Origin of the sequence: Streptomyces sp. NBC_00239, from assembly GCF_036194065.1 — a bacterium.
Lineage (GTDB): Bacteria > Actinomycetota > Actinomycetes > Streptomycetales > Streptomycetaceae > Streptomyces.
Genome location: NZ_CP108095.1, coordinates 5,082,463 through 5,108,417 on the forward strand (window position 1 = coordinate 5,082,463; position 25,955 = coordinate 5,108,417).

General features: G+C 73.8%; 18 protein-coding genes, 1 other RNA gene and 1 pseudogene. 14 read left to right on the forward strand and 6 right to left on the reverse strand.

All coding sequences use genetic code 11. The features are described from left to right. Positions 1–4 precede the first annotated feature (4 nt). Both OG764_RS22375 and OG764_RS22380 read right to left on the reverse strand, forming a co-directional pair. Positions 5–1,381: an ABC transporter substrate-binding protein gene (locus tag OG764_RS22375; RefSeq protein ID WP_328970198.1), complete on the reverse strand. Its 1,377-nt coding sequence runs from the start codon at positions 1,379–1,381 to the stop codon at positions 5–7. A 127-nt stretch (positions 1,382–1,508) separates the two neighbouring features. Then, positions 1,509–4,433, reverse strand: a complete 2,925-nt coding sequence (locus tag OG764_RS22380) for an FHA domain-containing protein (protein WP_328970199.1) — start codon at positions 4,431–4,433, stop codon at positions 1,509–1,511. Positions 4,434–4,805: 372 nt separating this feature from the next. On the opposite strand from OG764_RS22380, the gene OG764_RS22385 reads away from it, so the two are divergent. Together OG764_RS22385 and OG764_RS22390 are read left to right on the forward strand one after the other, a co-directional pair. Next, positions 4,806–6,590, forward strand: a complete 1,785-nt coding sequence (locus OG764_RS22385) for a serine/threonine-protein kinase (RefSeq protein WP_328970200.1) — start codon at positions 4,806–4,808, stop codon at positions 6,588–6,590. A gap of 198 nt (positions 6,591–6,788) precedes the next feature. Continuing rightward, positions 6,789–8,051 (forward strand): serine/threonine-protein kinase, encoded by a 1,263-nt coding sequence (locus OG764_RS22390; RefSeq protein WP_328970201.1) that lies wholly within the window; start codon positions 6,789–6,791, stop codon positions 8,049–8,051. Between the two features lie 529 nt (positions 8,052–8,580). Here OG764_RS22390 and OG764_RS22395 read toward each other — a convergent pair. Continuing rightward, positions 8,581–9,600 carry an isopenicillin N synthase family dioxygenase gene (locus tag OG764_RS22395; RefSeq protein WP_328970202.1) on the reverse strand — a complete coding sequence of 340 codons (1,020 nt, stop codon included), beginning with the start codon at positions 9,598–9,600 and terminating at the stop codon, positions 8,581–8,583. A gap of 340 nt (positions 9,601–9,940) precedes the next feature. On the opposite strand from OG764_RS22395, the gene prfB reads away from it, so the two are divergent. After that, positions 9,941–11,050 (forward strand): peptide chain release factor 2, encoded by a 1,110-nt coding sequence (gene prfB / locus OG764_RS22400; protein WP_328970203.1) that lies wholly within the window; start codon positions 9,941–9,943, stop codon positions 11,048–11,050. A gap of 99 nt (positions 11,051–11,149) precedes the next feature. On the opposite strand, the gene OG764_RS22405 is transcribed toward prfB, so the two are convergent. Then, on the reverse strand, positions 11,150–11,341 hold the full coding sequence (locus OG764_RS22405) for a hypothetical protein (RefSeq protein WP_328970204.1): 192 nt from the start codon (positions 11,339–11,341) through the stop codon (positions 11,150–11,152). Between the two features lie 212 nt (positions 11,342–11,553). Between OG764_RS22405 and ftsE the strand changes: the two genes are divergently transcribed. The 5 genes from ftsE to ssrA all read left to right on the forward strand — a co-directional run bounded on the left by ftsE (position 11,554) and on the right by ssrA (position 15,439). Further along, positions 11,554–12,243, forward strand: a complete 690-nt coding sequence (gene ftsE / locus OG764_RS22410) for a cell division ATP-binding protein FtsE (protein WP_328970205.1) — start codon at positions 11,554–11,556, stop codon at positions 12,241–12,243. 18 nt (positions 12,244–12,261) lie between these two features. Continuing rightward, positions 12,262–13,185, forward strand: coding sequence for a permease-like cell division protein FtsX (ftsX, locus tag OG764_RS22415; RefSeq protein WP_328970206.1), 924 nt, complete (start codon positions 12,262–12,264; stop codon positions 13,183–13,185). A gap of 67 nt (positions 13,186–13,252) precedes the next feature. Then, complete coding sequence (locus OG764_RS22420; RefSeq protein WP_328970207.1) at positions 13,253–14,461, forward strand: S41 family peptidase; 1,209 nt, start codon at positions 13,253–13,255, stop codon at positions 14,459–14,461. A gap of 18 nt (positions 14,462–14,479) precedes the next feature. Further along, the gene (gene smpB, locus OG764_RS22425) at positions 14,480–14,962 is read left to right on the forward strand and encodes an SsrA-binding protein SmpB (RefSeq protein WP_328970208.1); all 483 of its coding nucleotides are present in this window, start codon (positions 14,480–14,482) and stop codon (positions 14,960–14,962) included. A gap of 84 nt (positions 14,963–15,046) precedes the next feature. After that, positions 15,047–15,439, forward strand: a transfer-messenger RNA (tmRNA) gene (gene ssrA, locus OG764_RS22430). Positions 15,440–15,529: 90 nt separating this feature from the next. On the opposite strand, the pseudogene OG764_RS22435 reads toward ssrA, so the two are convergent. Further along, positions 15,530–15,661, reverse strand: a pseudogene (locus OG764_RS22435) (Txe/YoeB family addiction module toxin); the annotation flags it as partial. A gap of 12 nt (positions 15,662–15,673) precedes the next feature. After that, entirely contained in the window at positions 15,674–16,942 is a 1,269-nt protein-coding gene (locus OG764_RS22440) for an MFS transporter (RefSeq protein WP_328970209.1), read from the reverse strand. A gap of 84 nt (positions 16,943–17,026) precedes the next feature. Here OG764_RS22440 and OG764_RS22445 point away from each other — a divergent pair, with 84 nt between their 5' ends. From OG764_RS22445 to OG764_RS22470, 6 genes are all read left to right on the forward strand, one after another. Further along, a complete protein-coding gene (locus OG764_RS22445) occupies positions 17,027–18,013 on the forward strand; it encodes a LysR family transcriptional regulator (RefSeq protein WP_328970210.1) in 987 nt (328 codons plus the stop codon). Positions 18,014–18,179: 166 nt separating this feature from the next. Beyond that, positions 18,180–19,547 (forward strand): nitrate/nitrite transporter, encoded by a 1,368-nt coding sequence (locus OG764_RS22450; RefSeq protein WP_328970211.1) that lies wholly within the window; start codon positions 18,180–18,182, stop codon positions 19,545–19,547. Between the two features lie 108 nt (positions 19,548–19,655). After that, entirely contained in the window at positions 19,656–20,840 is a 1,185-nt protein-coding gene (locus OG764_RS22455) for a uroporphyrinogen-III synthase (protein WP_328970212.1), read from the forward strand. A gap of 126 nt (positions 20,841–20,966) precedes the next feature. Further along, the gene (locus OG764_RS22460) at positions 20,967–21,542 is read left to right on the forward strand and encodes a CGNR zinc finger domain-containing protein (protein ID WP_328970213.1); all 576 of its coding nucleotides are present in this window, start codon (positions 20,967–20,969) and stop codon (positions 21,540–21,542) included. A gap of 81 nt (positions 21,543–21,623) precedes the next feature. Continuing rightward, complete coding sequence (locus tag OG764_RS22465; RefSeq protein ID WP_328970214.1) at positions 21,624–23,951, forward strand: HelD family protein; 2,328 nt, start codon at positions 21,624–21,626, stop codon at positions 23,949–23,951. 470 nt (positions 23,952–24,421) lie between these two features. Next, positions 24,422–25,852 carry an NAD-dependent malic enzyme gene (locus tag OG764_RS22470; protein WP_328970215.1) on the forward strand — a complete coding sequence of 477 codons (1,431 nt, stop codon included), beginning with the start codon at positions 24,422–24,424 and terminating at the stop codon, positions 25,850–25,852. Positions 25,853–25,955 lie beyond the last annotated feature (103 nt).

The window sequence follows — 25,955 nt, forward strand, 5'->3', positions numbered from 1 at the left end:
CGGCTCACTGCCCGCCCGTGGCGGGCCCGGATCCCCAGGCCTTGGCCGCGTCGGCCTCCAGCCGCCGCTGGGTGCCCGCGATGTCCTTCGGGTTCCGCAGGAAGTCCTGGAGCGCCTTCCACTCGCCCGCGCCCGGGGTGCCGCCGAACGCGGCCGGCGCCTGGTCCGACATGTCGAAGCGGAAGTCGTCGCCCGCCGCGATCAGGGCCTGCGCGATGCGGCGCTGGATGTCGTTGGGATAGGCCGCCGGATCGACCTTCTTGTTCGGCGAGAGGAAACCGCCCTGCCGGGCCCAGACCGTCGCCGCGTCCGGGGACGCCAGGAAGGTCAGCAGGGCCTGCGCGCCCTTGGACGGCTTCAGCGCCACGGCCACGTCACCGCCCGACACCACCGGGGCCTTCGCCCCGACCGCAGGGAACGGGAACACCTTGGCGTCCTTGCCGATCTCCGCTCCGGCCTGCGCGATGTTGACGGCGACGAAGTCCCCCTCGAAGACCATCGCGGCCGCCGGCCGGTCGCCGCCCGTGAAGGTCTGCGTCACCGACTTCGGGAACTCCGTCGCCAGCGCACCGCTCTGACCGCCCGCCAGGAAGTCCTTGCGGCCGAACAGTTCGCCGAGCGCGGTGAGGGCCGCCGCCACGCTCGGATCGGTCCACTTGATCTCGTGCCGGGCCAGCCGGTCGTACTTCTCCGGGCCGGCCTGCGAGAGGTAGACGTTCTCGAACCAGTCCGTCAGCGTCCAGCCGTCCGCGCCGCCCACCGAGACCGGGGCGGTGCCGGAGGCCGAGATCGTGTCGGCCGTCGCGAGGAACTCCTTCCACGTCCCCGGGACCTCGGCTCCCGCGTCCTCGAACGCCTTCGCGTTGTACCAGACCAGCGACTTGTTGGCGGCCTTGAAGTACACGCCGTACGGGGTCCCGTCGACCGAGCCGAGCCGCTTCCAGCCCTCCGCGTACCCGGCGTCGAGCTGCGCCCGCGCCTCCGGTCCCAGCGGCTGCGCCCACTTCTTCTTCACGGCCTGTACGAGCGCCCCGGCCTGCGGCAGCAGGGCCACGTCCGGCGGCTGACCGCCCGCGATCTTCGTACCGAGGAAGTTGACGATCGGGTCCTGGGCGGGCACGAAGGAGACCGTGGCGCCGGTGCGCTTCTCGAACTCCTTCAGGACCTTCGTGAAGTTCTCCTGCTCGGGCCCGGTCCACACGGCCGCGACCGAAATCTTCTCCCCGGCGAGCCGGGGTAACACCACCGTGGCGCCGGCCGTGGCGCCGGTGCTCCCGGTGGGCTCGCCGCCGCCGTCGTCCCCGCCGTCGCCGCACGCGGTGAGCGCCAGCGCGCCGGCCATGCCCAGCGCCGTCCACGTCCCTGCCCTGCTCGTACGCATACCTGCCCCCGTATCCCTGTGGCCGAGTCCGGTCCCTCAGGGATACGCCGCACTCACGAGCCCCGCAATACCGCCTACCGGGGCGTGAGCCGGCGCCCGGGGTGCCGCGGGGCCGGCCGGGCGGGCCTCAGGGGGTGGGAGGGAACAGCACCGGCACGGCCGCGACCAGGTGCGATGCCCGGTCCAGCGCGCTGGCGAGCAGCGCCAGATCGGTCGGCCCGTTCCCCAGCTCGCGCACCGGGCGGCGAGCCGGCGGATCTCCCATCCGCTCCCACTCGATCGGCACCACCGTGGGCCGGAGCGTCGCCGTGCGCGGAATCCGGCCGGTCACCCGGCCGCCCTGGAACGGCAGGCTCCGGCCGTCCGCGTGCCGCAGCAGGCCGCGGCCCGCCACCGGCTGGTCCGGGGACGCCGCGCCCGACGGCGGCGCGGCGAGCTCCACCCGCAGCGTCGCGAGCCGCGCCAGCTCGGTGTCCGCGGTCCGGTCCGGGCGGGCCGTCGTGGCCACCAGGTGCACGCCCAGCAGGCCGCCGTCCCGGGCCACCGCCTCCAGCGCCCGGACCACCGAACCGGCCGACGGGCGGCCCGTACTGCCCAGCCCCGGCGCCACCAGCGCGTCGAAGTCGTCGACCAGCACCACCAGCCGCGGCAGCGGGGTCGGGCCGGCCGGATCGGAGCGGACCGTCCCGGCCCGCAGCCGCAGGGTGCCGGTGCGCTGCGGGTCGAGATCGCCGCGCAGCTCCGCCGGACTGGGCGGCCGCGGTGCGATCATCCGCCCGGCCACCTCGCGCTGCGCGTGCCACTGCGCGAACGGCACCCCGTCCAGCAGCTCCGCGCGCCGCTTCAGCTCCGCGCCCAGCGCCTGCGCGAACTCCCGCATCCGCAGCGGATCGGACGCCACCAGGTGCGCCGAGACGTGCGGCAGCTCCGTGCAGGGCAGCAGCCCCTCGCCGCGCTCGCCGCCCGCCCCGTCCAGCAGGACCAGGCCCAGCCGGTCCGGCCGGGCCGCCGCGGACAGCGAGGCCGCGACCGAGCGCAGCAGCTCGGTCCGGCCGCTGCCGGCCGGCCCCTCGATCAGCAGGTGCGGGCCGTCGGCGACGAGTTCGGCGCCGACCGGGCCGCCGCGGCCGGTGCCGAGGACCACCTCGGCCAGCCCGCCCACGCTCTGCCCCTGGTCGGTCGCGGCCGCCCAGCGGGCCATCAGCGAGGCCGGGGTGGCCCGGGCCAGGCCCAGCTCGTCGAGGAGCCGGGCCGTGCCCGGCAGTGCGGCGGCGGCCGGCCGCCGCGGACCCGGCTCGGCGCCCTCCGCGCGCAGCGGCGCCAGGGCGCGGGCGAACCGCTCGGCCCAGGCGGCCGACACCGCGTCGGCGGTGATGGTCTCGCCGTGCCCGGCCGGCCGGCCGCCGGCCACCGGCAGCACCCGCAGGGCGGTGGCCACATCGCCGCTGAGCACGGCGGCCGTACCGCACTCGCGGAAGGCGGGCGAGCCGGCGCAGGCCGCCTCGTACGTCTCCGAGACCGGCGAGGCGGGGGAGGCGGCGGGGGCCTCCGCGAGGCAGATCAGATGGATGCCGGCGGCCGGTCCGTGCCCGGCCAGCCGGGCCACCGTGTCGCGCAGCGGGCCCGGGCCGGGGTCGCCGTCGAGGACGACCACCGTGTGCGGGCCGCGGTAGTCCGCGCGGGCCCGGGCGACCGCGGTCCGGTCGGCCGAGGCCCAGCCGGGGCCCAGCGGGCCGTCGTCGAGCCGCCGGGTCAGCTCGGCGGTCCGGGCGGCCGCCTGGTCCTTGTCGTACGCGAGCAGCAGCCGGCAGTCCTGGCCGTGCGCCGGGCGCACCTGGGGGAGCCAGCCCAGCCAGCCCCAGTCGGCCCGCCGCTCGGCGACCGGGCGCACCCGGTCGGTGCTGATGAGGACGAGCTCCAGATCCTGCGGGCCGTGCAGCGCGGCCAGCTGGGCGATCACCGAGCGGGCCAGGCCCAGCAGCCGCTCCCGCGGCCCGGCCAGCCCCAGGGAGCCGGTCTCCCGGAGCGGGACCGCGCAGCCGTTGCCGAGACGGACCAGCAGGGCCTCGGGGTGGCCGGGGCCGCGCTCCCACAGCAGCGGGCCGGGGCCGAGTGCGGCCAGCAGCAGGGCCGCCGGGTCGGGCCGGCCGTCCGGCACGGCCGCCCGCCGCTCGGGGGCCGGCTCGGGGTACTCCGCCTCGCCGCCGGGCAGCTCGTCGCGCCCGAAGGCGCGCCGCGCCCAGGCCACCGGACCGCGCCGCCGCGGTCCGCCGGAGGTCTCGTACGCCTCGGGGCCGGCGGCGGGGGACGCGGGGGCCGGGGCGGGCGGCTCCCCCGCGGGACGTACGGGGTGTACGGGCCGTGCCGGGTGCTGCGGACCGGCCGCGACCGGGGGCCGCTCGGCCGGTCCCGGCGGGGCCACCCGCAGGTGGCCCTCCAGGTCGGGGGCGACGGCCCGGGTGGCGGCGGGGGCGGCGGACACCAGGCGCAGCGTGGACTCGCCCACCGACAGCAGGGCGCCCGGGGCGAGCGGCACCGGGCGCGTGCCGACGGGCTGTCCGTCGAGGGCGGTGCCGTTGGTGGAGCCGAGGTCGGCGACCGCCACCCGGCCGTCCTCGCCGACGGTCACCGCGCAGTGCAGCCGGGACACGTCCGGGTCGTCCAGCGGCACGTCGGCCTCGGCGGAGCGCCCGATCCGGATCTGTCCGCCGTGCAGCAGGTGAACGCCGCCGGCGTCCGGGCCCGCGACCACGTGCAGCTGGGCGGCCGAGCCGACCGCGGGGGACTCCTCGGCCACGGGGGTGTGCAGGGCGAGGACGGCGCCGTCGACGAGGGGTGGTTCGCCCAGGGTGTGGCGCTGCGGGTCGAGGCGCTCGGGGCCCGCGTACAGCACGACGGTGCCGCCCGTGTCGGGTCCGGCGACGGTCGAGGCGAGCCCGGAGGCCACCGCGGCCAGCGGAGTGCCGGCCGGCGCCGTGACCAGCACATCGCAGCGCGCGCTCGCGCTCAGGTGGCCGCTGCGCGGCCCGAGGACGGTCAGCCGGATCTGCATCGCCGTCAGCGGTCCCTTCTGCGCGGTGCGCCCGGCAGGGGAACGGCGGCAGCGTGCTGCCCGGTCCGCCCCCCACCCGGCACGGACGCGTCGCCCGGTCAGGTCTGCCGGACCGTGGGGCTCCCGACCCCTCGGTTCCGTGCTGAGTGCATCCTCGCACCTGTCGCCGACAACACGCCCGGGCGCCACCCGAAAGTGATCTTGAATGATCGTCGGGCCGTGCGAATCAGGACGTCACGGGCGCGGCCCGGCCGGCACCCGCCTCACCCTTCGTACGTACGTACGGCAACCTTCCGTCCCGGACCCGCGTCTTCCGATGGACCAACCCCTAGAGTGGTCGGACACGAAAATTGACACCAGGGAGCGCATGACGTGCGGCCGGTAGGCAGCAAGTACCTGCTCGAAGAGCAGCTCGGGCGCGGCGCCACGGGCACCGTCTGGCGTGCGCGCCAGCGTGAGGCCGCCGGCGCCGAGGCGGCCGTGGCCGGACAGCCCGGCGAGACCGTCGCCATCAAGGTGCTCAAGGAAGAGCTCGCGAACGACGCGGACATCGTGATGCGCTTCCTGCGGGAGCGCTCGGTGCTGCTGCGCCTGACGCACCCCAACATCGTGCGCACCCGCGACCTGGTGGTCGAGGGCGACCTCCTCGCCCTGGTCATGGACCTCATCGACGGTCCCGACCTCCACAAGTACATCCGGCAGAACGGCCCCTTCACGCCCGTCGCCGCGAGCCTGCTGACCGCGCAGATCGCGGACGCGCTGGCCGCCAGCCACGCCGACGGGGTCGTGCACCGCGACCTCAAGCCCGCGAACGTGCTGCTCGACGAGAGCGACGGGCAGATGCGCCCGATGCTCACCGACTTCGGCATCGCCCGGCTCGCCGACTCCCCGGGCCTGACCCGCACCCACGAGTTCGTCGGAACCCCCGCGTACGTGGCGCCCGAGTCCGCCGAGGGCCGCCCGCAGACCTCCGCCGTCGACATCTACGGCGCCGGCATCCTGCTGTACGAGCTGGTCACCGGGCGCCCGCCGTTCGCCGGCGGCACCGCGCTGGAGGTGCTGCACCGGCACCTCAGCGAGGACCCGCAGCGCCCCTCCACCACGCCCGAGCCGCTGTGGACCGTCATAGAGCGCTGCCTGCGCAAGGAGCCCGGCGAGCGGCCCAGCGCCGTCAGCCTCGCCCGCGCGCTGCGGGTGGTCGCCGCCGGCATCGGGGTGCACTCCTCCGCCGCCGAGGTCGAGGCCGCCCTCGGGGTCGGCGCCCTGCTCGCGCCCGACCCGTCGCCCGCCCCGGTCCCGGAGACACCGGGCGCCGCCGACCCGACGCAGGTCCTCTCCTCGGGCGTCGGCGCAGGCGGGCCGATGGGCGCGTACGACCCGAACGCCATGACCAGCGTGATGCCGCCGGTGGGCGGCGACGACGCCACCTCCGTGCTGCCGCACGCCGCGAACGCGGGACCCGGCGCGGCCGATCCGACCGCCGTGATGCCGCCCGTGCAGCATCCCGACGCGCCGCACCCGTGGCAGTCCCAGCTCCAGGGCGTCCGGGACCGCAACGAGCAGACGCAGGTCCAGTACCTGGACCCCAGCGAGGACCCGCTGCGCCGCCGCCCGCAGCGCCGGCCCCAGCAGCCGCAGCAGCAGCCCCCGCAGCCGCAGTACCGGCAGCAGCCCCAGCAGCCGCCGCGCCCGCCGCAGCAGCAGCCGTACCAGCAGGGCCCGGCGCCGCAGCAGAGCGGGTACCCGTACCCGCCTCCGCAGCAGCAGTACCAGCAGCCGCAGCACCAGCCGCAGTACCAGCAGCCGCAGCCGCCGCCCCAGCAGTACCAGCAGCCCCCGCAGATGCAGCGGCCCCAGCAGCACCAGCCGCAGCCTTACTCGGCGCCTCCGCAGCACCAGCAGCCCCAGCGGCCGCAGCCGCCCGCCCCGCGGGCGCCCCGCGAGCCGCGCCCCCGCAGCGCCAACCCGATGCGGATCCCGGGTCTGGGCTGCCTCAAGGGCTGCCTGTTCCTGGTGCTGCTGTTCTTCGTGGGCGGCTGGCTGGTCTGGGAGCTGACCCCGCTCCAGGAATGGATCGGCACCGGCAAGAGCTGGTGGGACCAGATCGGCGCGTGGACCTCCGGCGTCGGCGACCTGATCGGCAAGATCAAGACCTAGTGCTGTGACCGGCACCAGGAGGCGCCGCGCGGGCCCGTCACGGACCCGCGCGGCACCGACTTCGTGGATTTGTCGACTTCTGAGGGGTGATTTCCCCCGCAGAAGTGAAGGTCGCCGCGAACTGACCCCCCGAATGGCGTGCAACCACCTCCCGGCCGCGTAGCTTTGGTGCGTACGCCAGCGGTTGAGGGAGCAGTCGTGGCACGGAAGATCGGCAGCCGGTACACCGCTCACCAGATCCTTGGACGCGGCAGCGCCGGCACGGTATGGCTGGGCGACGGACCCGACGGGCCCGTCGCGATCAAACTGCTGCGCGAAGACCTCGCGTCCGACCAGGAGCTCGTGGGGCGGTTCGTCCAGGAGCGCAGCGCGCTGCTCGGACTCGACCACCCGCAGGTGGTCGGGGTCCGCGACCTCGTCGTGGACGGAAACGACCTCGCGCTCGTCATGGACCTCGTCCGCGGCACCGACCTGCGCACCCGACTCGACCGCGAACGCCGCCTCGCCCCCGAGGCCGCCGTGGCGATCGTCGCCGACATCGCCGACGGCCTCGCCGTCGCGCACGCGGCCGGCGTCGTGCACCGCGACGTCAAGCCGGAGAACGTCCTGCTGGACATGCAGGGGCCGATCGGCCCCGGCGGCGCGCACCCCGCGCTCCTCACCGACTTCGGCGTCGCCAAGCTGATCGACTCGCCGCGCCGGACCGGACCGCCGGCCACCGGCACCCGCACCCGCATCATCGGCACCCCCGACTACCTCGCCCCCGAGATCGTCGAGGGCCTGCCGCCCCGCGCCGCCGTCGACATCTACGCCCTCGCCACCGTGCTGTACGAGCTGCTCGCCGGGTTCACGCCCTTCGGCGGCGGCCACCCGGGCGCCGTGCTGCGCCGCCACGTCACCGAGACGGTCGTCCCGCTGCCCGGCATCCCCGACGAGCTGTGGCAGCTGATCGTGCAGTGCCTGGCCAAGGCCCCGGCCTCCCGGCTGCGCGCCTCGGAGCTCTCCGTACGGCTGCGCGAGCTGCTGCCGCTGCTGGCCGGGATGCCGCCGCTCGACGTGGACGAGCCCGACGACCTGGAGACGGCCGAGTCCGCCGACCCGGCGCAGGACGCGGGCGAGGCGGCCGCCTCGGACACGCCGGCCCGGCGCCGGGGGGCGGTCCCGCTGGTGCCGGGGGGTTCGCTGGACTCCAGCCGTGACACGCACACGTCGATGCGGGTGCCGGGGCCGGACGAGCTGGCGGGCGGCGCGCTCGGTACGGCGCGGGTGCCGCGTCCCACCGGGGCGCCGCGGCCCGGGTCCGCCCGGCACCGGGCGGAGGCCGTCCGCAAGCGGCGCCTCGTCCTGGGGGCGGCGGCCGTTGCCCTCGCGGGCGTCCTCGGCCTCGGTGCCTGGCTGGCGACCTCCCCCGACGAACCGCCCGCCCAGGACAACAGGCAGTCCGTCCCGATCACCCCTTGACCCCCGTCGGGGTAGGCCCCCCCCCAGCCTCGCCGACGTTTTGAGGCGGACCTCGGCCCGAGCGGCCCCGTCCGGCAGGCTGACCGTGGCGCCCTTCAGCCTCGCCGATGCCCCAGGGCAACCCCTGCCTCGGCGGCGACCTCCAGCCTCCGGCTGACCTGAGGCGCGACCTCCAGCCCCTCCGGCGTTCGAGGCGCGGGTCCGGGCAGGGCCCGGCAGCCCCGCGTACCCTTCAGCCCCTCCGGCGTTCGAGGCGCGGGTCCGGGCGGAGCCCGGTGCCCGGCGTCGGCCGGGTTGGTCTTGGGGCTCCGCCCCAAACCCCGCGCCTCAAACGCCGGCGAGGCTGGGTTTGCCGCACGCAACGCCGGCAAGCCCGGGAGTTGCACCCCCAAGGCGCCGCCGAGGCTGAGTTTCCGCGCCCCAGCACCGGCGAGGCCGGGGGTGCGCCCCAGGGCACCGGCGAGGCCGGGAGTGCGCCCAGGGCACCGGCGAGGCCGAGGGTCGCGCCCCGGCGGGCCGGACCGGCGGGTCAGGGGTGGGGGACGAGCTCCGGGTGGTGGCGGCGGGCCACGCCGGGGTGGGCTCGGACCCAGCCCTTCAGCTCGTTGCGCCCGTACTCCGCGTGCAGCGGATTGGACGCGTCGTGCGCCACACCCGGCGCATCCGCAAGGTAGTCACCCGGCACCGTATCGATCACCGCATCGAGCCGCGGGTTGTAGAAGAACGGCACAGAGAAACGTTCCGTCGCACCGGGCGGGCTCACCACCCGGTGGTCGGTGGCCACCAGGTACCCCTCGGTCGCGATCTCCAGCAGCTCGCCCAGGTTCACCACGAACGCGCCCGGCAGCGGCGGCACGTCCAGGAAGCCTCCGTCCCGCACCACCTGGAGCCCGCCCACCTCGTCCTGGAGCAGCAGCGTCAGGAAGCCGTAGTCCTTGTGCGCGCCCACCCCCTGGTCCGCCCCCGAGGGCGCCGACCCCGGGTACCGGATCAGCTTGGTGTGCAGGTGCGGCCGGTCCGCGAAGGCCGCGTCGAAGAAGTCCTCCGGGGCCCCGATCGAGCCGAGCAGCTCGCGCAGCAGCCGGTGCGCCACCGCCGCCAGCCGTGCCTGCCACTCCAGCACCACCGGCCGCAGCTCGGGCAGGGCCGCCGGCCACTGGTTGGGGCCCTCCAGCCACAGGTACGCGGGGTCGTGCGGCCCCACCGCCGGAGCCGGCCGCTCCGCGCCCACGTCCAGCTGGTCCCGCCAGTCCGAAGCGCCGCCGGTCAGCTCGTGGCCGATCCGGGTGTACCCACGGAAGTGCGGCGAGTTCAGATTGCTGACAGCGAGCCGGTCGGCTTCCGGCAGGGCGAAGAACTGCCTGGTCAGGTCCAGGATCCGGGCGGACTCGGCGGCGGTGACGCCATGGCCGGTCAGGTGCAGGAATCCGGAGTCCCGGGCGGCGGCGTGCAGTTCCTTGCGGAAGGCCTCGCGCTGGGCCGGGTCGTCGGCCCGGGACAGGTCGAGCACGGGAAGAGGGGTCTCGGGAGAGAGGTGCGCGGACGGCATGACGGCTCCGTTTCGGATGTCACGGGGCCCTGATCCCCAGGTGTGGTGGGGCAGCGGTCGGAAGGGGCCCCTCGGCGGGGGATGGTGCCGAGGGCCGTGCGTACCGCGGACAGGACCGGGTGGAAGCAGGCGGGATGAAGCGCTTGGTTCTAGTCCGGCGGCAGACAGCTCGTGGTGGTGGCGCGCATGTAGTCCACATGGCGGCGCCTCACGAGTACAAGAGTCATAGCCCGAGGGTACGCCCCAGCGGCCGCCCGCCTGAAGGCGCCGATCCGGCCGCTCCGGGCGGTGATCAGGCCTGGACGGTCGGGCGGCCCGGGGGACCGGCTACGCTGGGGGCGTGGCAGTCGTCGATGTTTCCGAAGAGCTGAAGTCCCTCTCCTCGACCATGGGGTCGATCGAGGCCGTCCTGGACCTCGACAAGCTGAGGGCAGACATTGCCGTGCTCGAGGAGCAGGCCGCGGCGCCGTCCCTGTGGGACGACCCGGAGGCTGCCCAGAAGATCACGAGCAAGCTTTCGCACCTCCAGGCGGAGGTCCGCAAGACCGAGACCCTGCGCGGCCGCATCGACGACCTCGCGGTCCTCTTCGAGCTCGCCCAGGAGATGGACGACGCGGACACGCTGGCCGAGGCGGAGGCCGAGCTGGTCTCCGTCCGCAAGGCGCTGGACGAGATGGAGGTCCGCACCCTGCTCTCCGGCGAGTACGCCGAGCGCGAGGCGCTGGTCAACATCCGCGCCGAGGCCGGCGGCGTCGACGCCTCCGACTTCGCCGAGCGCCTCCAGCGCATGTACCTGCGCTGGGCCGAGCGGCACGGCTACCCCACCGAGGTGTACGAGACCTCGTACGCGGAAGAGGCCGGCATCAAGTCGACCACCTTCGTCGTCAAGGCTCCGTACGCCTACGGAACCCTCTCCGTCGAGCAGGGCACCCACCGCCTCGTGCGGATCTCGCCCTTCGACAACCAGGGCCGCCGCCAGACCTCCTTCGCGGGCGTCGAGGTGCTCCCGGTCGTCGAGACCAGCGACCACGTCGAGATCGACGAGGGCGAGCTGCGCATCGACGTGTACCGCGCTTCCGGCCCCGGCGGCCAGGGCGTCAACACCACCGACTCGGCCGTGCGCATCACGCACCTGCCGACCGGCATCGTCGTCTCCTGCCAGAACGAGCGCTCGCAGATCCAGAACAAGGCCAGCGCCATGAACGTCCTCCAGGCCAAGCTGCTGGAGCGGCGCCGCCAGGAGGAGCAGGCCAGGATGGACGCCCTCAAGGACGGCGGCAGCTCCTGGGGCAACCAGATGCGCTCCTACGTCCTGCACCCGTACCAGATGGTCAAGGACCTGCGCACCGAGTTCGAGGTCGGCAACCCGCAGGCCGTGCTCGACGGCGAGATCGACGGCTTCCTGGAGGCCGGCATCCGCTGGCGCAAGCAGCAGGAGACCGCGAGCTGACGCTCCGCGTGACGAAAAAGGGCCCCGGGGCGCGATCCGCGCCCCGGGGCCCTTCGTCTTGCCGTTCCGTGCTTCATACGATCGGTTGAGTGCCGAGGGCTACGCGGTCTGCTGTGCCACCAGGGCCAGCGCGGCCACCAGGACCACCAGGAGCGCAACGAGCGCCATCGGGTTCAGACCGGCGAAGGGGCTCTCCTGCTGGAGGCGCTGCCGGTTCGCCCGGCAGACCGGGCAACGACCCTGGGCGACAGGTGCCGCGCAGTTCGCGCACACGAGCCGGTCATATGTCATGCGCTCTCCTCCTCTCGTCCCCTGGAACAACGGCGGGGGGAACGAGTCCGTTCCCCCTACCACTGTGCCAGCTTCGGGGACATTCGGCGCGGCCCGACGGAGGATCCGTCCGAGAACGCGGACATACCGGTCAAGTATGGACGCCGGCTGCCCTCCTCGCGCGCTGTCGCGTATGGTCACGCACACCTACTCCCGGCGACCGTGGTGCACCCGTGATCCGATTCGACAACGTCTCCAAGTCCTACCCGAAGCAGAACCGCCCCGCCCTCAGGGACGTCTCCCTGGAGATCACCAAGGGCGAGTTCGTCTTCCTGGTCGGCTCCTCCGGCTCCGGCAAGTCCACCTTCCTGCGGCTGCTCCTGCGCGAGGAGCGGGCGAGCCACGGCCAGGTGCACGTCCTGGGCAAGGACCTCGCCCGGCTGTCCAACTGGAAGGTCCCGCAGATGCGGCGCCAGCTGGGCACCGTCTTCCAGGACTTCCGCCTGCTCCCCAACAAGACCGTCGCGCAGAACGTCGCCTTCGCCCAGGAGGTGATCGGCAGACCGCGCGGCGAGATCCGCAAGGCCGTCCCGCAGGTCCTCGACCTGGTCGGCCTCGGCGGCAAGGAGGAGCGCATGCCCGGCGAGCTCTCCGGCGGTGAGCAGCAACGCGTCGCCATCGCGCGGGCCTTCGTCAACCGGCCCGCCCTGCTGATCGCGGACGAGCCGACCGGCAACCTCGACCCGCAGACCTCCGTCGGCATCATGAAGCTGCTGGACCGGATCAACCGGACCGGCACGACCGTCATCATGGCGACGCACGACCAGCAGATCGTCGACCAGATGCGCAAGCGCGTCATCGAACTCGAACAGGGCCGTCTCGTACGCGACCAGTCGCGCGGCGTCTACGGCTACCAGCACTGAAAGGCCTGAAGAGACGCCATGCGCGCCCAGTTCGTCCTGTCTGAGATCGGCGTCGGTCTCCGCCGAAATCTCACGATGACCTTCGCGGTGGTCATCTCCGTCGCCCTGTCGCTGGCCCTGTTCGGCGGCTCCCTGCTCATGCGCGACCAGGTCAGCCAGATGAAGGGCTACTGGTACGACAAGGTCAACGTCTCGATCTACCTCTGCAACAAGAACGAGGCCGAGACCGGCGGCGGGGCCAGCTGCGCCAAGGGCGCGGTCACCGCCGAGCAGAAGAAGAGCATCGAAGCCGAGCTCCAGAAGATGGACCTCGTCGAGAAGGTCACCTACGAGTCGGCCGACGAGGCGTACAAGCACTACAAGGAGCAGTTCGGCGACACCCCGCTGGCGGCCTCCATCACGCCCGACCAGATGCAGGAGTCCTTCCGCGTCAAGCTCAAGGACCCCGAGAAGTACAAGGTCATCACCACCGCGTTCGCCGGGCGCGACGGGGTGCAGTCCGTGCAGGACCAGCGCAGCGTGCTGGACAACCTCTTCGGGCTGCTCGACGTGCTCAACAAGGCCGCGCTCGGCGTCATGCTGATCATGCTGATCGTCGCGCTGCTGCTGATCGTCAACACCGTACGGGTCTCGGCGTTCAGCCGTCGGCGTGAGACCGGCATCATGCGGCTGGTCGGCGCCTCCAGCTTCTACATCCAGATGCCCTTCATCATGGAGGCGGCCTTCGCGGGCCTGATCGGCGCTTTCGTCGCCTGCGGGATGCTGGTCACCGGCCAGTACTTCGTGATCGACCACGGCGTCGCGCTCAAGGACAAGCTGGAACTGATCAACTTCATCGGCTGGGACTCGGTGGTGACCAAGCTGCCGCTGGTCCTCTCCATCGGCCTGCTGATGCCCGCGCTGGCGGCGTTCGTCGCGTTGCGCAAGTACCTGAAGGTGTGACAAGCGCCCCGCGGGCGGTACGGGCAACCTCCCGTACCGCGCGGGGCGTTGTCCTAGACTCGGCGCCATGCCGGGCAGCCCAGCCTTCTGTCTCCGGCCCCGTGACCTGCGTCGCGGGGCCGTCCTCACGTTCGTCTTCCTCGGGGTACTGGGCACCGCCGCGGCCACCGGCTGCTGGCAGCGCGCCGAACCCGCCGGCTCGGGCCCGGCCGGCGCGGCGGCGCTCGTCGAGCACCGTCCCGCCGGGTCCGCCCCGACCGCCGGCACCGCCGACCGCTCGGCCGTGGCCCGGGCCGCCGCCGAGGCCATGGCCGACGGCAAATCCGCCAAGGAAGCCGCCCAGGACGTCGTCAGCCGCAGCGGGGACCGCTGGGGCGCGGTGTACGCCCCCTCCGAGTACGCCGAGTTCGCGCAGGCCCTCGACGGCAGCTACACCGGGGTCGGGCTGCGCGTGGCGCCGCGCCCCGACGGCCGGATCGCGGTGGCCCAGGTCCGCTCCGGCGGGCCCGCCGACCGGGCCGGCATCAGGGCCGGCGACCGGCTCCGCACCGTGGACGGTCACCGGGTCGCCGCCCTGGACCCCGCCGACGTGGTGGCGCTGCTGCGCGGCGACCCGCAGGGCGCGGGCCCCGGCAGCCCGGTGGTGCTGGTGCTGGAGCGGGCCGGCCGGACCCGCACGGAGACCCTGCTGCGCGAGCGCCTCAGCACCGAGACGGTGACCGTCCGGCGGCTGTCCGGCGGGGTGACCGTGATCAAGGTCGCCGCCTTCACCAAGGGCTCCGGCGAGCGGGTCCGCGACGCGGTGCGGGCGGCCCCGGCCGGCGGCGGGGTCATGCTCGACCTGCGCGGCAACCGGGGCGGCCTGGTCAGCGAGGCCGTCGTGGCCGCGTCGGCCTTCCTGGACGGCGGGCTGGTGGCGACGTACGACGTACGGGGCGCCCAGCGGGCCCTGTACGCGCAGCGCGGCGGGGACACCGGCCGGCCCCTGGTGGCCCTCGTCGACGGCGGCACGATGAGCGCGGCGGAGCTGGTGACCGGCGCGCTGCAGGACCGGGGGCGTGCCGTGACGGTCGGCACCCGCACCTTCGGCAAGGGATCGGTGCAGATGCCGACGGAGCTGCCGGACGGTTCGGTGGCCGAGCTGACGGTCGGGCACTACCGCACGCCGGGCGGCCACAGCGTGGACGGCCGGGGCATCGCGCCGGACCTGGCGGTGGGGGAGCGGGCCGAGGAGCGGGCCCGTACGGTATTGAGTGGCCTCGGGGCGGGGTCGTAGTGCGAAAATGACCGCACTATGGCAAAGGAAACAGGGCGCAAGCTGATCGCGCAGAACAAGAAGGCGCGGCACGACTACACGATCCTCGACACGTACGAGTGCGGGCTGGTGCTGACCGGCACCGAGGTGAAGTCGCTGCGGCAGGGCCGGGCCTCGCTGGTGGACGGGTTCGTGCAGATCGACGACCACGAGGCGTGGCTGCACCAGATCCACGTGCCCGAGTACACGCAGGGGACCTGGACGAACCACAGCGCGCGCCGCAAGCGCAAGCTGCTGATGCACCGGGCCGAGATCGACAAGCTGGCGTCGAAGGCGCAGGAGTCGGGTCACACGATCGTGCCCCTCTCCCTGTACTTCAAGGACGGCCGGGCGAAGGTCGAGATCGCGCTGGCGAAGGGCAAGAAGGAGTACGACAAGCGGCAGACCCTGCGGGAGAAGCAGGACACCCGCGAGACGAACCGCGCGATCGCCGCGGTCCGGCGCAAGCAGGGCGTAGCCTAAAAGGGCTTGGCATCCCGCGGTGCGCTTCGCGTACCATGTGGTCAGCACCACCCCCCGGGGTGGAGCAGTTTGTTAACAAAACATGGGGATGATCGGTTTCGACAGCGGCTGTCGAAACAGGAGAAGCGAGCCGAGGAAGCGGCAATGATCTCGTTAACCACGTGTCGCAACCAATAATCGCCAACACCAAGAGCGATAACTCCCGCTTCGCCCTCGCTGCCTAATTTTAGGTAACGAACAGAAGCCTCTGTGAGGAGCGTCAGCCCGGGGGTGGTCCCGACCCGGATCCTGGCGTCATTTAGGGATCTAAACCTCTAGCCCCGGTCACGGGGGCTGGAGGGAAATCAAACAGTGACTGAGCCCGTCGGAGACTTGTCCGCGTGATCTCCGGGGCTGAGAAACTCATAGCGGACTGCGCTCGGAGAAGTCCTCTTTCTGCACCGTTGGACGCGGGTTCGATTCCCGCCATCTCCACAACACCCCATGTGGGCGAAGGCCCCGCGGCCGTCAGGCTGCGGGGCCTTCGTCATGCCCGGGGGTCCGGAACCGGGCGGGTCGGCAGTAGTGCTACCTGGCCTTGAGGATCTTCACTTCCTTCTCGTTCGCCCGGTACACCAGACGGTGCTCGTCGTCGATGCGGCGGGACCAGTAGCCGGACAGGTCGCCCTTCAGGGGCTCGGGCTTGCCGATGCCACTGAACGCGGTACAGGATCAGTACCGGAAAGTGGTACGGGTTCCGTTCCGGGCGGTGGCCAGGGCGAGGGTCAGGAGGGCGGCGGCGGCCGGGAGGGCGTAGGCCCGGGCCGGGCCCAGGGTTTCCACGGCGGTGCCCGCGGATGCCGCGCCGGCCGCTATGCCGGCCAGGAGGGCCGTCACCGCCAGGGTCATGCCCTCGTTGAGGCGGGCCGGCGGGGTCATGCGCTGGACCAGGGACATGGCCGTCACCATCGTCGGGGCGGTCGCCATGCCCGCCGCGAGCAGGGCGCCGGCCAGCAGCAGGACCGAGCCCGTGGCGGCGGCCGCGTACGGCAGGCACATCAGGAACGTCATCGCCGCCACGCACGGCACCAGCCGGCGGCGCGGGTCGGCCGCCGGGCGCAGGGCCCCGTACAGCAGGCCCGCCAGGCAGGAGCCCAGGGCTTGCAGCGCGAGGACCGGGCCGGAGCCGCCCGCCAGGCCGTGGGCGTCCAGGAACGCGATCGAGGCGACCTCCATCGAGCCGAAGACCGCGCCCATGGCCAGGAACATCGCCAGCAGCCCGCGCATCCCCGGCGCCCGCAGCGGGGCCGGACCGGTGGCCGTGCCGGGCGGGGCCGGCGGCGGCTCGGTGGCGCGCTGGGCGGTGAACAGCAGGACGCCGGTGAGCAGGAGCAGCGCCCCGGTCAGGGTGCCCGCCTCCGGGAACGCGGCCGAGCACAGCAGGGCCGCCAGCACCGGGCCGCACATGAAGCACAGCTCGTCCACGGCCTGCTCGAAGGAGTTCGCGGTGTGCCGGCCCGCCGGGTCGTCCCGCAGCAGGTGCGCCCAGCGGGCCCGGGACATGCCGCCGAGGTTCGGCGTGGTCGCGGTCGCCGCGTACGAGGCGAACAGCGTCCAGTCGGGGGCCCCGGTCCGTACGCACAGCACCAGCGAGAGCGAGCCGAGCACCGCCAGGACGGTCGCCGGGACCGCGATCCGCGCCTGCCCGTACCGGTCGATCAGCCGCGCCGTCCACGGCGCGGCCACGGCCGTCGCGGCGAGACCGGTCGCGGTGACCGCGCCGGCCAGCGCGTACGAGCCGCGCTGGCCCGCGATCATCATGACCGCGCTCACGCCGAACATCCCCATGGGGAGCCGGGCGAGCAGGTTGCCGGCGGTGAAGGCGCGGGCGCCGGGGACCGCGAACAGGCGGCGGTACGGGCCCGGGGCGCGGGACGCGGCGGGGCGCGGGGCGGGAGCGGCGATGACCAGGGTGCTGCCCGAGACGGTGAAGATCGGCATGCCGCAAGCCTCGCCCGGGCCGCCCGGACCGGTCCAACACCTGCCCGGCGGCCATTGACGCGTCCATGTTGTTAATCTCTGCGGGTGAGCGAGTACATCGACCCGCGACTGCTGCGCGGCTTCACCGCCGTCGCCGAGGAACTGCACTTCACCCGGGCGGCCGCCCGGCTGTACGTGGCCCAGCAGGCGCTCAGCCGGGACATCCGGCGCCTCGAACAGGCCCTGGGCACCGAGCTGTTCCACCGCTCCACCCGGCAGGTCGCCCTCACCCCGGACGGCGAGCGGCTGCTGCCCCACGCCCACCGGGTGCTCGCCGCGCACGAAGAACTCGCCGCCGCGTTCAGCGGGCCCGCGGCCCGGCCGCTGCTCGTCGACCTCAACACCGACGGCCCCGGCACCGCCCGGACCGTCCTCGACCGGGCCCGCGAACTCGCCCCCGGCTGCGAGCTGATGGCCCGCTTCGAGAGCGGGCTCACGCACAGCGCGGCCGAGATCGCGGCCGGCCGGCTCGACGTGTCCTTCGGCCGGTTCGCCGGCCTCGACCCGGCGCTGCGGGCCCGCCTGGAGCAGCAGCCCGTACGGTACGAGCCGCTCGCGGTGCTGCTGCCCGACGGCCATCCGCTGGCCGCGGAGCCGGCCGTGCCGCTGGCCGCGCTCGCCGGCGAGAGCGTGTACGCGGGCGCCGGGAACCCGCGCACCGCGGAGTGGACCGACCTGGCGCGGAGGCTGTTCGCGGGGCGCGGGATCACCGTCGCGCCGCCCGCGCCGGTGGCCGTCGGCAAGGAGGAGTTCGGGCGGGTCATGGCCAAGACCCGCACCCCCGTCCTCGCGGCCGTCAGCTTCGCGGACATGCCCGGCTCGGTGAAGCGGCCGCTCGTGGGCCCCGTACCGCTGTCCCCGCTGTCGATGGTGTGGCGCAAGGGCCTCGTCCACCCCGGGCTGGACGCGCTGCGGCGGGCCGCCGCCGAGCTCGCCGCAGGGCACGGGTGGCTGGCGCGGCCCGCCGACAGCTGGCTGCCCGAGCCGGACGCCGCCCTGATGGCCGCCGCGGGACGCACCACCGCGCGCTGAGGACCGACCGCCGGGGGTCGGGGTGTGGGCCTGGGGCCCGGGGCTCACAGCCGGGGAGCGCGCCGGGTGAGAGCAACGTTCCGCAGCGGTCATCGGACGGGCACGGGGGCCGAAACGCGCCATCCCTACGGTCGGTCCCACCGGACACGAGAGCTGTGGAGGCGTGATGACCGCACCGCGCAAGGGGGGCCGCTGGATCGAGCGGTGGGACCCCGAGGACGAGACCTTCTGGGCACAGAGCGGGGAGAAGACCGCCCGCCGCAACCTGCTCTACTCCGTGCTCTCCGAGCACATCGGCTTCTCCATCTGGTCCCTGTGGTCCGTGATGGTCCTCTTCATGGGCCCGCAGTACGGCATCGACCCGGCCGGCAAGTTCTTCCTCATCGCCACCGCGACCTTCGTCGGGGCCTTCGTCCGCGTCCCGTACACCTTCGCCGTCGCCCGCTTCGGCGGCCGGAACTGGACCGTCGTCAGCGCGCTGATGCTGCTCGCGCCGACGACCGCCGCGCTCGTCGTGATGGAACCCGGCACCTCGTACGGCACGTTCCTGCTGGTGGCCGCGCTCACCGGGGTCGGCGGCGGCAACTTCGCCTCCTCCATGACCAACATCAACGCGTTCTTCCCGATGCGCCTCAAGGGCTGGGCGCTCGGCCTCAACGCCGGCGGCGGCAACATCGGCGTACCCGTGGTCCAGCTCGCAGGCCTGCTCGTCATCGGCACCGCGGGCGCCACCCACCCCAGGCTGCTGCTCGCCGCCTACCTCCCGCTGATCGTGATCGCGGCGGCGCTGGCCTGGCTCCGGATGGACAACCTCGCCCCGGTGCGCAACGACACCGGAGCGGTCCGGGAGGCCCTGCGCGAACGCCACACCTGGATCATGGCGTTCCTGTACATCGGCACCTTCGGCTCCTTCATCGGCTACAGCTTCGCCTTCGGGCTGGTCCTCCAGACCCAGTTCGGGCGCACCCCGCTGCAGGCCGCCTCGCTCACCTTCATCGGGCCGCTGCTCGGCTCGCTGATCCGGCCGGTGGGCGGCCGCCTCGCCGACCGGTTCGGCGGCGCGCGGATCACCCTGTGGACGTTCGTGGCGATGGCCGCCGCCACCGGCGTGGTCGTGACGGCCTCCACCCGGGAGTCCCTGCCGGTCTTCCTCGTCGGCTTCATCGCCCTGTTCGTCCTCAGCGGCCTCGGCAACGGCTCGACGTACAAGATGATCCCCGGCATCTTCCACGCGAAGGCCGTGGCCCGCGGGATGACCGGCGAGGCGGCGGCCGCGTACGGGCGGCGGCTGTCCGGCGCCTCCATGGGCCTCATCGGGGCGGTCGGCGCCCTCGGCGGTCTCGGCATCAACCTCGTCTTCCGCGAGGCGTTCCGCAGCTCCGGCTCCGGCACCGCCGCCTTCGTCACCTTCCTCGCCTTCTACGCCGCGTGCTGCGCGGTCACCTGGGCGGTATACCTTCGGCGGCCGGCCGCGGCCCCGGCGGCGGCCGCACACCCGGAGGCGACGGCCAGGCTCGGCTACGCCGAGGTGTAATACGCGCCTGACCTGTTACGACCGTGAAATGTGGCCGAACCGAGCCTGACACGCCCCGTTGGCAGGCTCGGTTCCGGCGCACCGCCCCCATGCACGAGGCAGGTCACGATGGACGACAACGCATCCCCGGGCGCACCTGCGGCCGCATCCCCCGGCACATCCCCCGGCACGGGCCCGCTCTCCGGATTCACGGTCGGGGTCACCGCCGCCCGCCGTGCCGACGAGCTCGCCACCCTGCTGCGGCGGCGCGGGGCGGCGGTCCAGCACGCGCCCGCCCTGCGCATCGTGCCGCTCGCCGACGACAGCGAACTCCTCGACGCGACCAAGGAACTCATCGGCTGCGCCCCGGACGTGGTCGTCGCCACCACCGCCATCGGCTTCCGCGGCTGGATCGAGGCCGCCGACGGCTGGGGCATCGGCGAGGACCTGCTGGCCCGGCTGCACCGCGCCGAACTGCTGGCCCGCGGCCCCAAGGTCAAGGGCGCCATCCGCGCCGCCGGACTGGTCGAATCCTGGTCCCCGGAGTCCGAATCCCTCGCCGAGGTGCTCGACCGGCTGCTCACGGTCGGCGTCGCCGGCCGGCGCATCGCGCTCCAACTGCACGGCGAACCGCTGCCCGGCTTCGTCGAGGCGCTGCGGGCGGGCGGCGCCGACGTGGTCGTCGTACCCGTCTACCGCTGGCTGCCGCCCGAGGACCCCGCCCCGCTCGACCGGCTGCTGGACGCGGTCGTCGCGCGCGGCGTGGACGCGGTCAGCTTCACCTCGGCGCCCGCCGCCGCCTCCCTGCTGTCCCGGGCCGAGGAACGCGGCCTGCTGCCCTCCGTACTGGACGCGCTGCGCGGCGACGTCCTCGCCGCGTGCGTCGGCCCGGTCACCGCGCTGCCGCTCCAGGCGCACGGCGTGGAGACGGTACAGCCCGAACGCTTCCGGCTGGGCCCGCTGGTCTCCCTGCTCTGCGGCGAACTGCCCGGCCGCACCCGGGTGCTGTCCGTGGCCGGCCACCGGCTGGAGATCCGCGGGCACGCCGTCCTGGTCGGCGCCGCCCTGCGGCCCGTACCGCCCGCCGGCATGGCGCTGCTGCGCTCCCTGGCCCGCCGGCCCGGCTGGGTGGTGCCGCGCGCCGAACTCCTGCGCGCGCTGCCCGGCGCGGGCCGCGACGAGCACGCCGTGGAGACGGCGATGGCCCGCCTGCGGGTCGCCCTCGGCGCACCCAAACTGATCCAGACGGTCGTCAAGCGCGGCTACCGCCTGTCCCTGGACGCCCCCGCCGACACGAAGTACGCGGACGGCTGAGCCCCGCCGCGCCCTCCCCTCCCACCGGGCCGGAACGGAAGCGGTCGGCGGGGTTCCCGGCGCGGCGCGGCGGAGGCACTCTGGAGAAGCGTTACGGCACTCTCCACTTCCGAGGCGGTGACGGGCATGGGCGGCTCGTACGGGCTGTGGTTCGACTCCGGGCGGACGTGCCTGGACCTGCTGGCCACCGGCGGGCCGCCGGAACGGCTGCGCGGGCCCGGCGAGTTGCGCTGCTGGCTGCTCGGCGCCGGCCTGGTGCCCGCCGGCACCTCCCTGCACCCGGTCGACGGCGACTGGCTGCCCCGGTTCCGGGCCCTGCGCGCCGACCTGGCCGCCCTGGTGCGCGCCGAACTCGCCGACACCGTCGCCGACGGCCCGCTGGCCCGGGTCAACGCGACGGCCGCCGGCGCACCCCCGGGTCTGTGTGCCGTACGGGGCGAGGACGGCGAGCTGGTGCGCGCGCTGCGCGGCGGGCCCGACTGCGGGGCGCTGCTGGCCGCCGTGGCCCGCGACGCCGTGGAGCTCCTGACCGACCCCGGTGACCGGTCCCTGCTGCGGGCCTGCGAAGGTGACGGCTGCACCCGCGTCTACCTCGACACTTCCCGCGGCCGCCGTCGGCGCTGGTGCTCCAGCGAGCTGTGCGGCAACCGCGAGCGCGTCGCCCGTCACCGGCGCCGCGCCGTGGCGGCCCGCAGCGCGTAGGACTCCCGTAACGCACGTGCAGATACGGTCCGCCTTCGCGTACGGTTGACGGTCGCCCACGCACGTCAGAAGGGGGCCCCGGTGGCCGCGCAGGATGCCGTCGATCTCACGGTCGGTACCACGGCAGATTCCGTCCGCGATCGTGAGATCGCGGTCGAGCAGACGCATCTCGACCAGGTGTACCGGCGTCTCGAGGAGAAGATCGACGAAGCCGAGTTTTTGATGAACGACGCCGCCAAGCGCGGGCAGGTCGGCACGCCCGGCGCGCTCGCCGAACGGGACGCCCAGGTGTTCCGCGCCGGCATCCACCTGAACCGGCTCAACAACGAGTTCGAGGACTTCCTCTTCGGCCGTATCGACCTGGTGCTCGGCAAGGACGGTGAGCGCGGCCCCGACGGCGCCTACACCTCCGTGCAGCCCGCCGACGACGCGATCCGCGCCGACCACACGGCCGACATCGCCGAGACCCTGCACATCGGGCGGATCGGCGTCCTCGACTCCGACTACGCGCCGCTGGTCATCGACTGGCGGGCACCGGCCGCCGCGCCGTTCTACCGCTCCACGCCCAAGGAACCCGGCCGGGTGGTCCGCCGCCGCGTGATCCGCTCCAAGGGCCGCAAGGTGCTCGGCGTCGAGGACGACCTCATGCGCCCCGAGGTGACCGCCTTCCTCGACGGCACGGAACTCCCCGTCATCGGCGACGGCGCCCTGATGGCGGCCCTCGGCCGGGCCCGTACGCACACCATGCGCGACATCGTGTCCTCCATCCAGGCCGAACAGGACCTCGTCATCCGGGCGCCCGCCGCCTCAGTCGCCGAGGTCTCCGGCGGCCCGGGCACCGGCAAGACGGCCGTCGCCCTGCACCGCGCCGCCTACCTGCTCTACCAGGACCGCCGCCGCTACTCCGGCGGCATCCTGATCGTCTCGCCCACCCCGCTGCTCGTCGCGTACACAGAGGGCGTGCTGCCCTCCCTCGGCGAGGAGGGCCAGGTCGCCATCCGCGCGCTCGGCTCCCTGGTCGACGGCGCGGAGGCGACCACGTACGACGACCCGGCCGTGGCCCGGATCAAGGGCTCCTCCCGGATGCTCAAGGTGCTGCGCAAGGCCGTCCAGGGCTCCCTGGAGCTCGGCGGAGCGCAGGGCCGGGCCCCGGAGCTGCTGCGCGTGGTCGCCTTCGGCCGCCGCCAGGAGCTGGACGCCCAGGAACTGAACCGGATCCGGCAGACCGTGCTCGGCGGCACCGCCCCGGTGAACCTGCTGCGCCCGCGCGCCCGCCGGCTGCTGCTGGACGCCCTGTGGGCCAAGTCCGGCGGCGCGGGCCGCCACACCGACCGCGAGCTGGCCGCCGAGCTGCGCTCCGGCTTCGACGAGGACGTCTCCACCGAGGACTCCTTCATCGAGTTCCTGGCCGCCTGGTGGCCCGAGCTGACCCCGCGCGGGGTGCTCGCCACGATGGCCGACGAGCGGCGGCTGGGCCGCTGGACGCGCCGGGTGCTCAACCCGCGCGAGACCCGCCAGCTGGCCCGCTCGCTGCGCCGGGTCGGAGCCGACGGCAAGGGCCCGCTGTCCGTGCACGACGTGGCGCTCCTGGACGAGCTCCAGCTGCTGGTGGGCGCGCCGGCGCGGCCCAAGCGGCGGCGCGAGCTGGACCCGATGGACCAGCTCACCGGCCTGGAGGAGCTGATGCCGCAGCGCGAGGAGACCCAGCGCGAGCGGGCCGAGCGGCTGGCGGCGGAGCGTACCGAGTACGCCCACGTGATCGTCGACGAGGCGCAGGACCTCACCCCGATGCAGTGGCGGATGGTCGGCCGCCGCGGCCGGCACGCCACCTGGACCGTGGTGGGCGACCCGGCGCAGTCCTCGTGGACCACGCCGGAGGAGGCCGCCGAGGCCCGTGACGAGGCCCTGGGCACCCGCCCGCGGCGCCGCTTCACGCTGACCGTCAACTACCGCAACCCCGCCGAGATCGCCGAGCTGGCGGCCAAGGTGCTCGCGCTGGCCATGCCCGGCGCCGAGTCCCCGACCGCGGTCCGCTCCACCGGCCTGCGCCCGCGGTTCACCGCCGCGGGCGAGGACCTGGGCGCGGCGGTGCAGGCCGAGACGGCGCGGCTGCTGGAACAGGTGGACGGCACGGTCGGCGTGGTCGTCGCGATGGACCGCCGCGAGGAGGCCGCCGGCTGGCTGGCCGGCCTCGGGGACCGGGCCGTGGCGCTGGGCAGTCTGGAGGCCAAGGGCCTGGAGTACGACGCCACGGTGGTCGTGTCGCCCGCGGAGATCGCGGACGAGTCCCCGGCCGGCCTGCGGGTGCTGTACGTGGCCCTGACGCGCGCGACGCAGCAGCTCACGGTGGTCTCCGCGCAGCGCGACGCACCGGACGCCGACGGGGTGCCGGAGCTGCTGCGCGACTGAGCCGGCGGCGGGCCCCGACTGAGCCGAAGGGCTGGTCGGGGGTCCGGCAGTCGAGAGAGGTCATCCACTTCCGGCGATCCTTTGTTAGCCTGGGTACGGCACCGGCTCGATCCAAGCCCCCGGGCCCAACCTTCGTCGCCTAGAGCGACCACTTGCCGCGAGGCGAGCATGGCGGGTCGGTGTCATAGCTTCACAAGAGGTCCGTGTCCTCCGGGACGCGGACCTCTTCGTGTTGGAGGCGCGGGGCGCCGTGCCCGGCGCGCCCCGGCCGCCGACCTGACGCATCCCGTGCCCCGGTGTTCCCCGCAACCGGGGAATCTCGTATGGTGGAAGAGTCTTTCCGAAATTTGTAGCTGGTTACCTTGTACCGGCTGGTAGGTGGGACGATCGGACAACGCGTCCTGCCGCGCCTGCCGCGCGCCGGGTGCGCGCGCACAGCTCAATTTCAGGGAAAGCAGAGGAAACCGGCCATGGCAACGGCGCCCAGCGTCTCGTACTCGATGACGGTCCGCCTGGAGGTGCCCGCGAGCGGAACCGCGGTATCCCAGCTCACCACCGCCGTGGAGTCCTCCGGTGGCTCGGTCACCGGCCTCGACGTGACCGCATCCGGTCACGAAAAGCTCCGTATCGACGTCACCATCGCCGCGACCTCCACCGCGCACGCCGACGAGATCGTCGAGCAGCTGCGCGGCATCGAGGGCGTCGTGCTCGGAAAGGTCTCCGACCGTACGTTCCTGATGCACCTCGGCGGCAAGATCGAGATGGCGTCCAAGCACCCCATCCGCAACCGCGACGACCTCTCGATGATCTACACCCCGGGCGTGGCCCGCGTGTGCATGGCGATCGCCGAGAATCCCGAGGACGCCCGCCGCCTGACCATCAAGCGCAATTCCGTCGCAGTCGTGACGGACGGCTCCGCGGTGCTCGGACTGGGCAACATCGGCCCGATGGCGGCGCTGCCCGTCATGGAGGGCAAGGCGGCCCTCTTCAAGCGGTTCGCGGGCATCGACGCGTGGCCCATCTGCCTGGACACCCAGGACAGCGACGAGATCGTGGCCATCGTCAAGGCGATCGCCCCCGGCTTCGCCGGCATCAACCTCGAAGACATCTCCGCGCCGCGCTGCTTCGAGATCGAGGCCCGGCTGCGCGAGGCCCTCGACATCCCCGTCTTCCACGACGACCAGCACGGCACCGCGATCGTCGTCCTCGCCGCCCTCACCAACGCACTTCGCGTGGTGGGCAAGGCAATTGGCGACGTGAAGGTCGTCATGTCCGGCGCCGGCGCGGCCGGCACGGCCATCCTGAAGCTGCTCATCGCGGCGGGCGTCAAGCACGCCGTCAGCGCCGACATCCACGGTGTCGTGCACGCGGGCCGCGCGGACCTCGTGGACGCGGACAGTGAGTCCCCGCTGCGCTGGATCGCCGACAACACCAACCCCGAGGGCTACACCGGCACCCTCAAGGAAGCCGTGGTCGGCGCCGACGTCTTCATCGGCGTGTCCGCCCCCAACGTGCTGGGCGGCGATGACGTCGCGGCGATGGCCGACGGTGCGATCGTCTTCGCGCTCGCGAACCCCGACCCGGAGGTCGACCCGGCGGTGGCCCGCGAGACGGCCGCCGTCGTCGCCACCGGCCGCTCGGACTTCCCGAACCAGATCAACAACGTGCTGGTCTTCCCGGGCGTGTTCCGCGGCCTCCTGGACGCCCAGTCCCGGACGGTGAACACCGACATGATGCTGGCCGCCGCCACCGCGCTGGCCGACGTGGTCACCGAGGACGAGCTGAACCCGAACTACATCATCCCGTCGGTGTTCAACGACAAGGTCGCGGGTGCGGTCGCCGGCGCGGTCCGCGCCGCCGCCAAGTCCGCCGCCGCTGTGACGGGCCCCACGTCGGCCTGACGTACGGCGCGTCGCGGGATGCGGGCCGTACCGACCGCCTCTAGGGTTGCGGGGATGCCCGCGAGGTCTGCGGTCCGCATCGCAGGGTTCCCACAGATGCGGA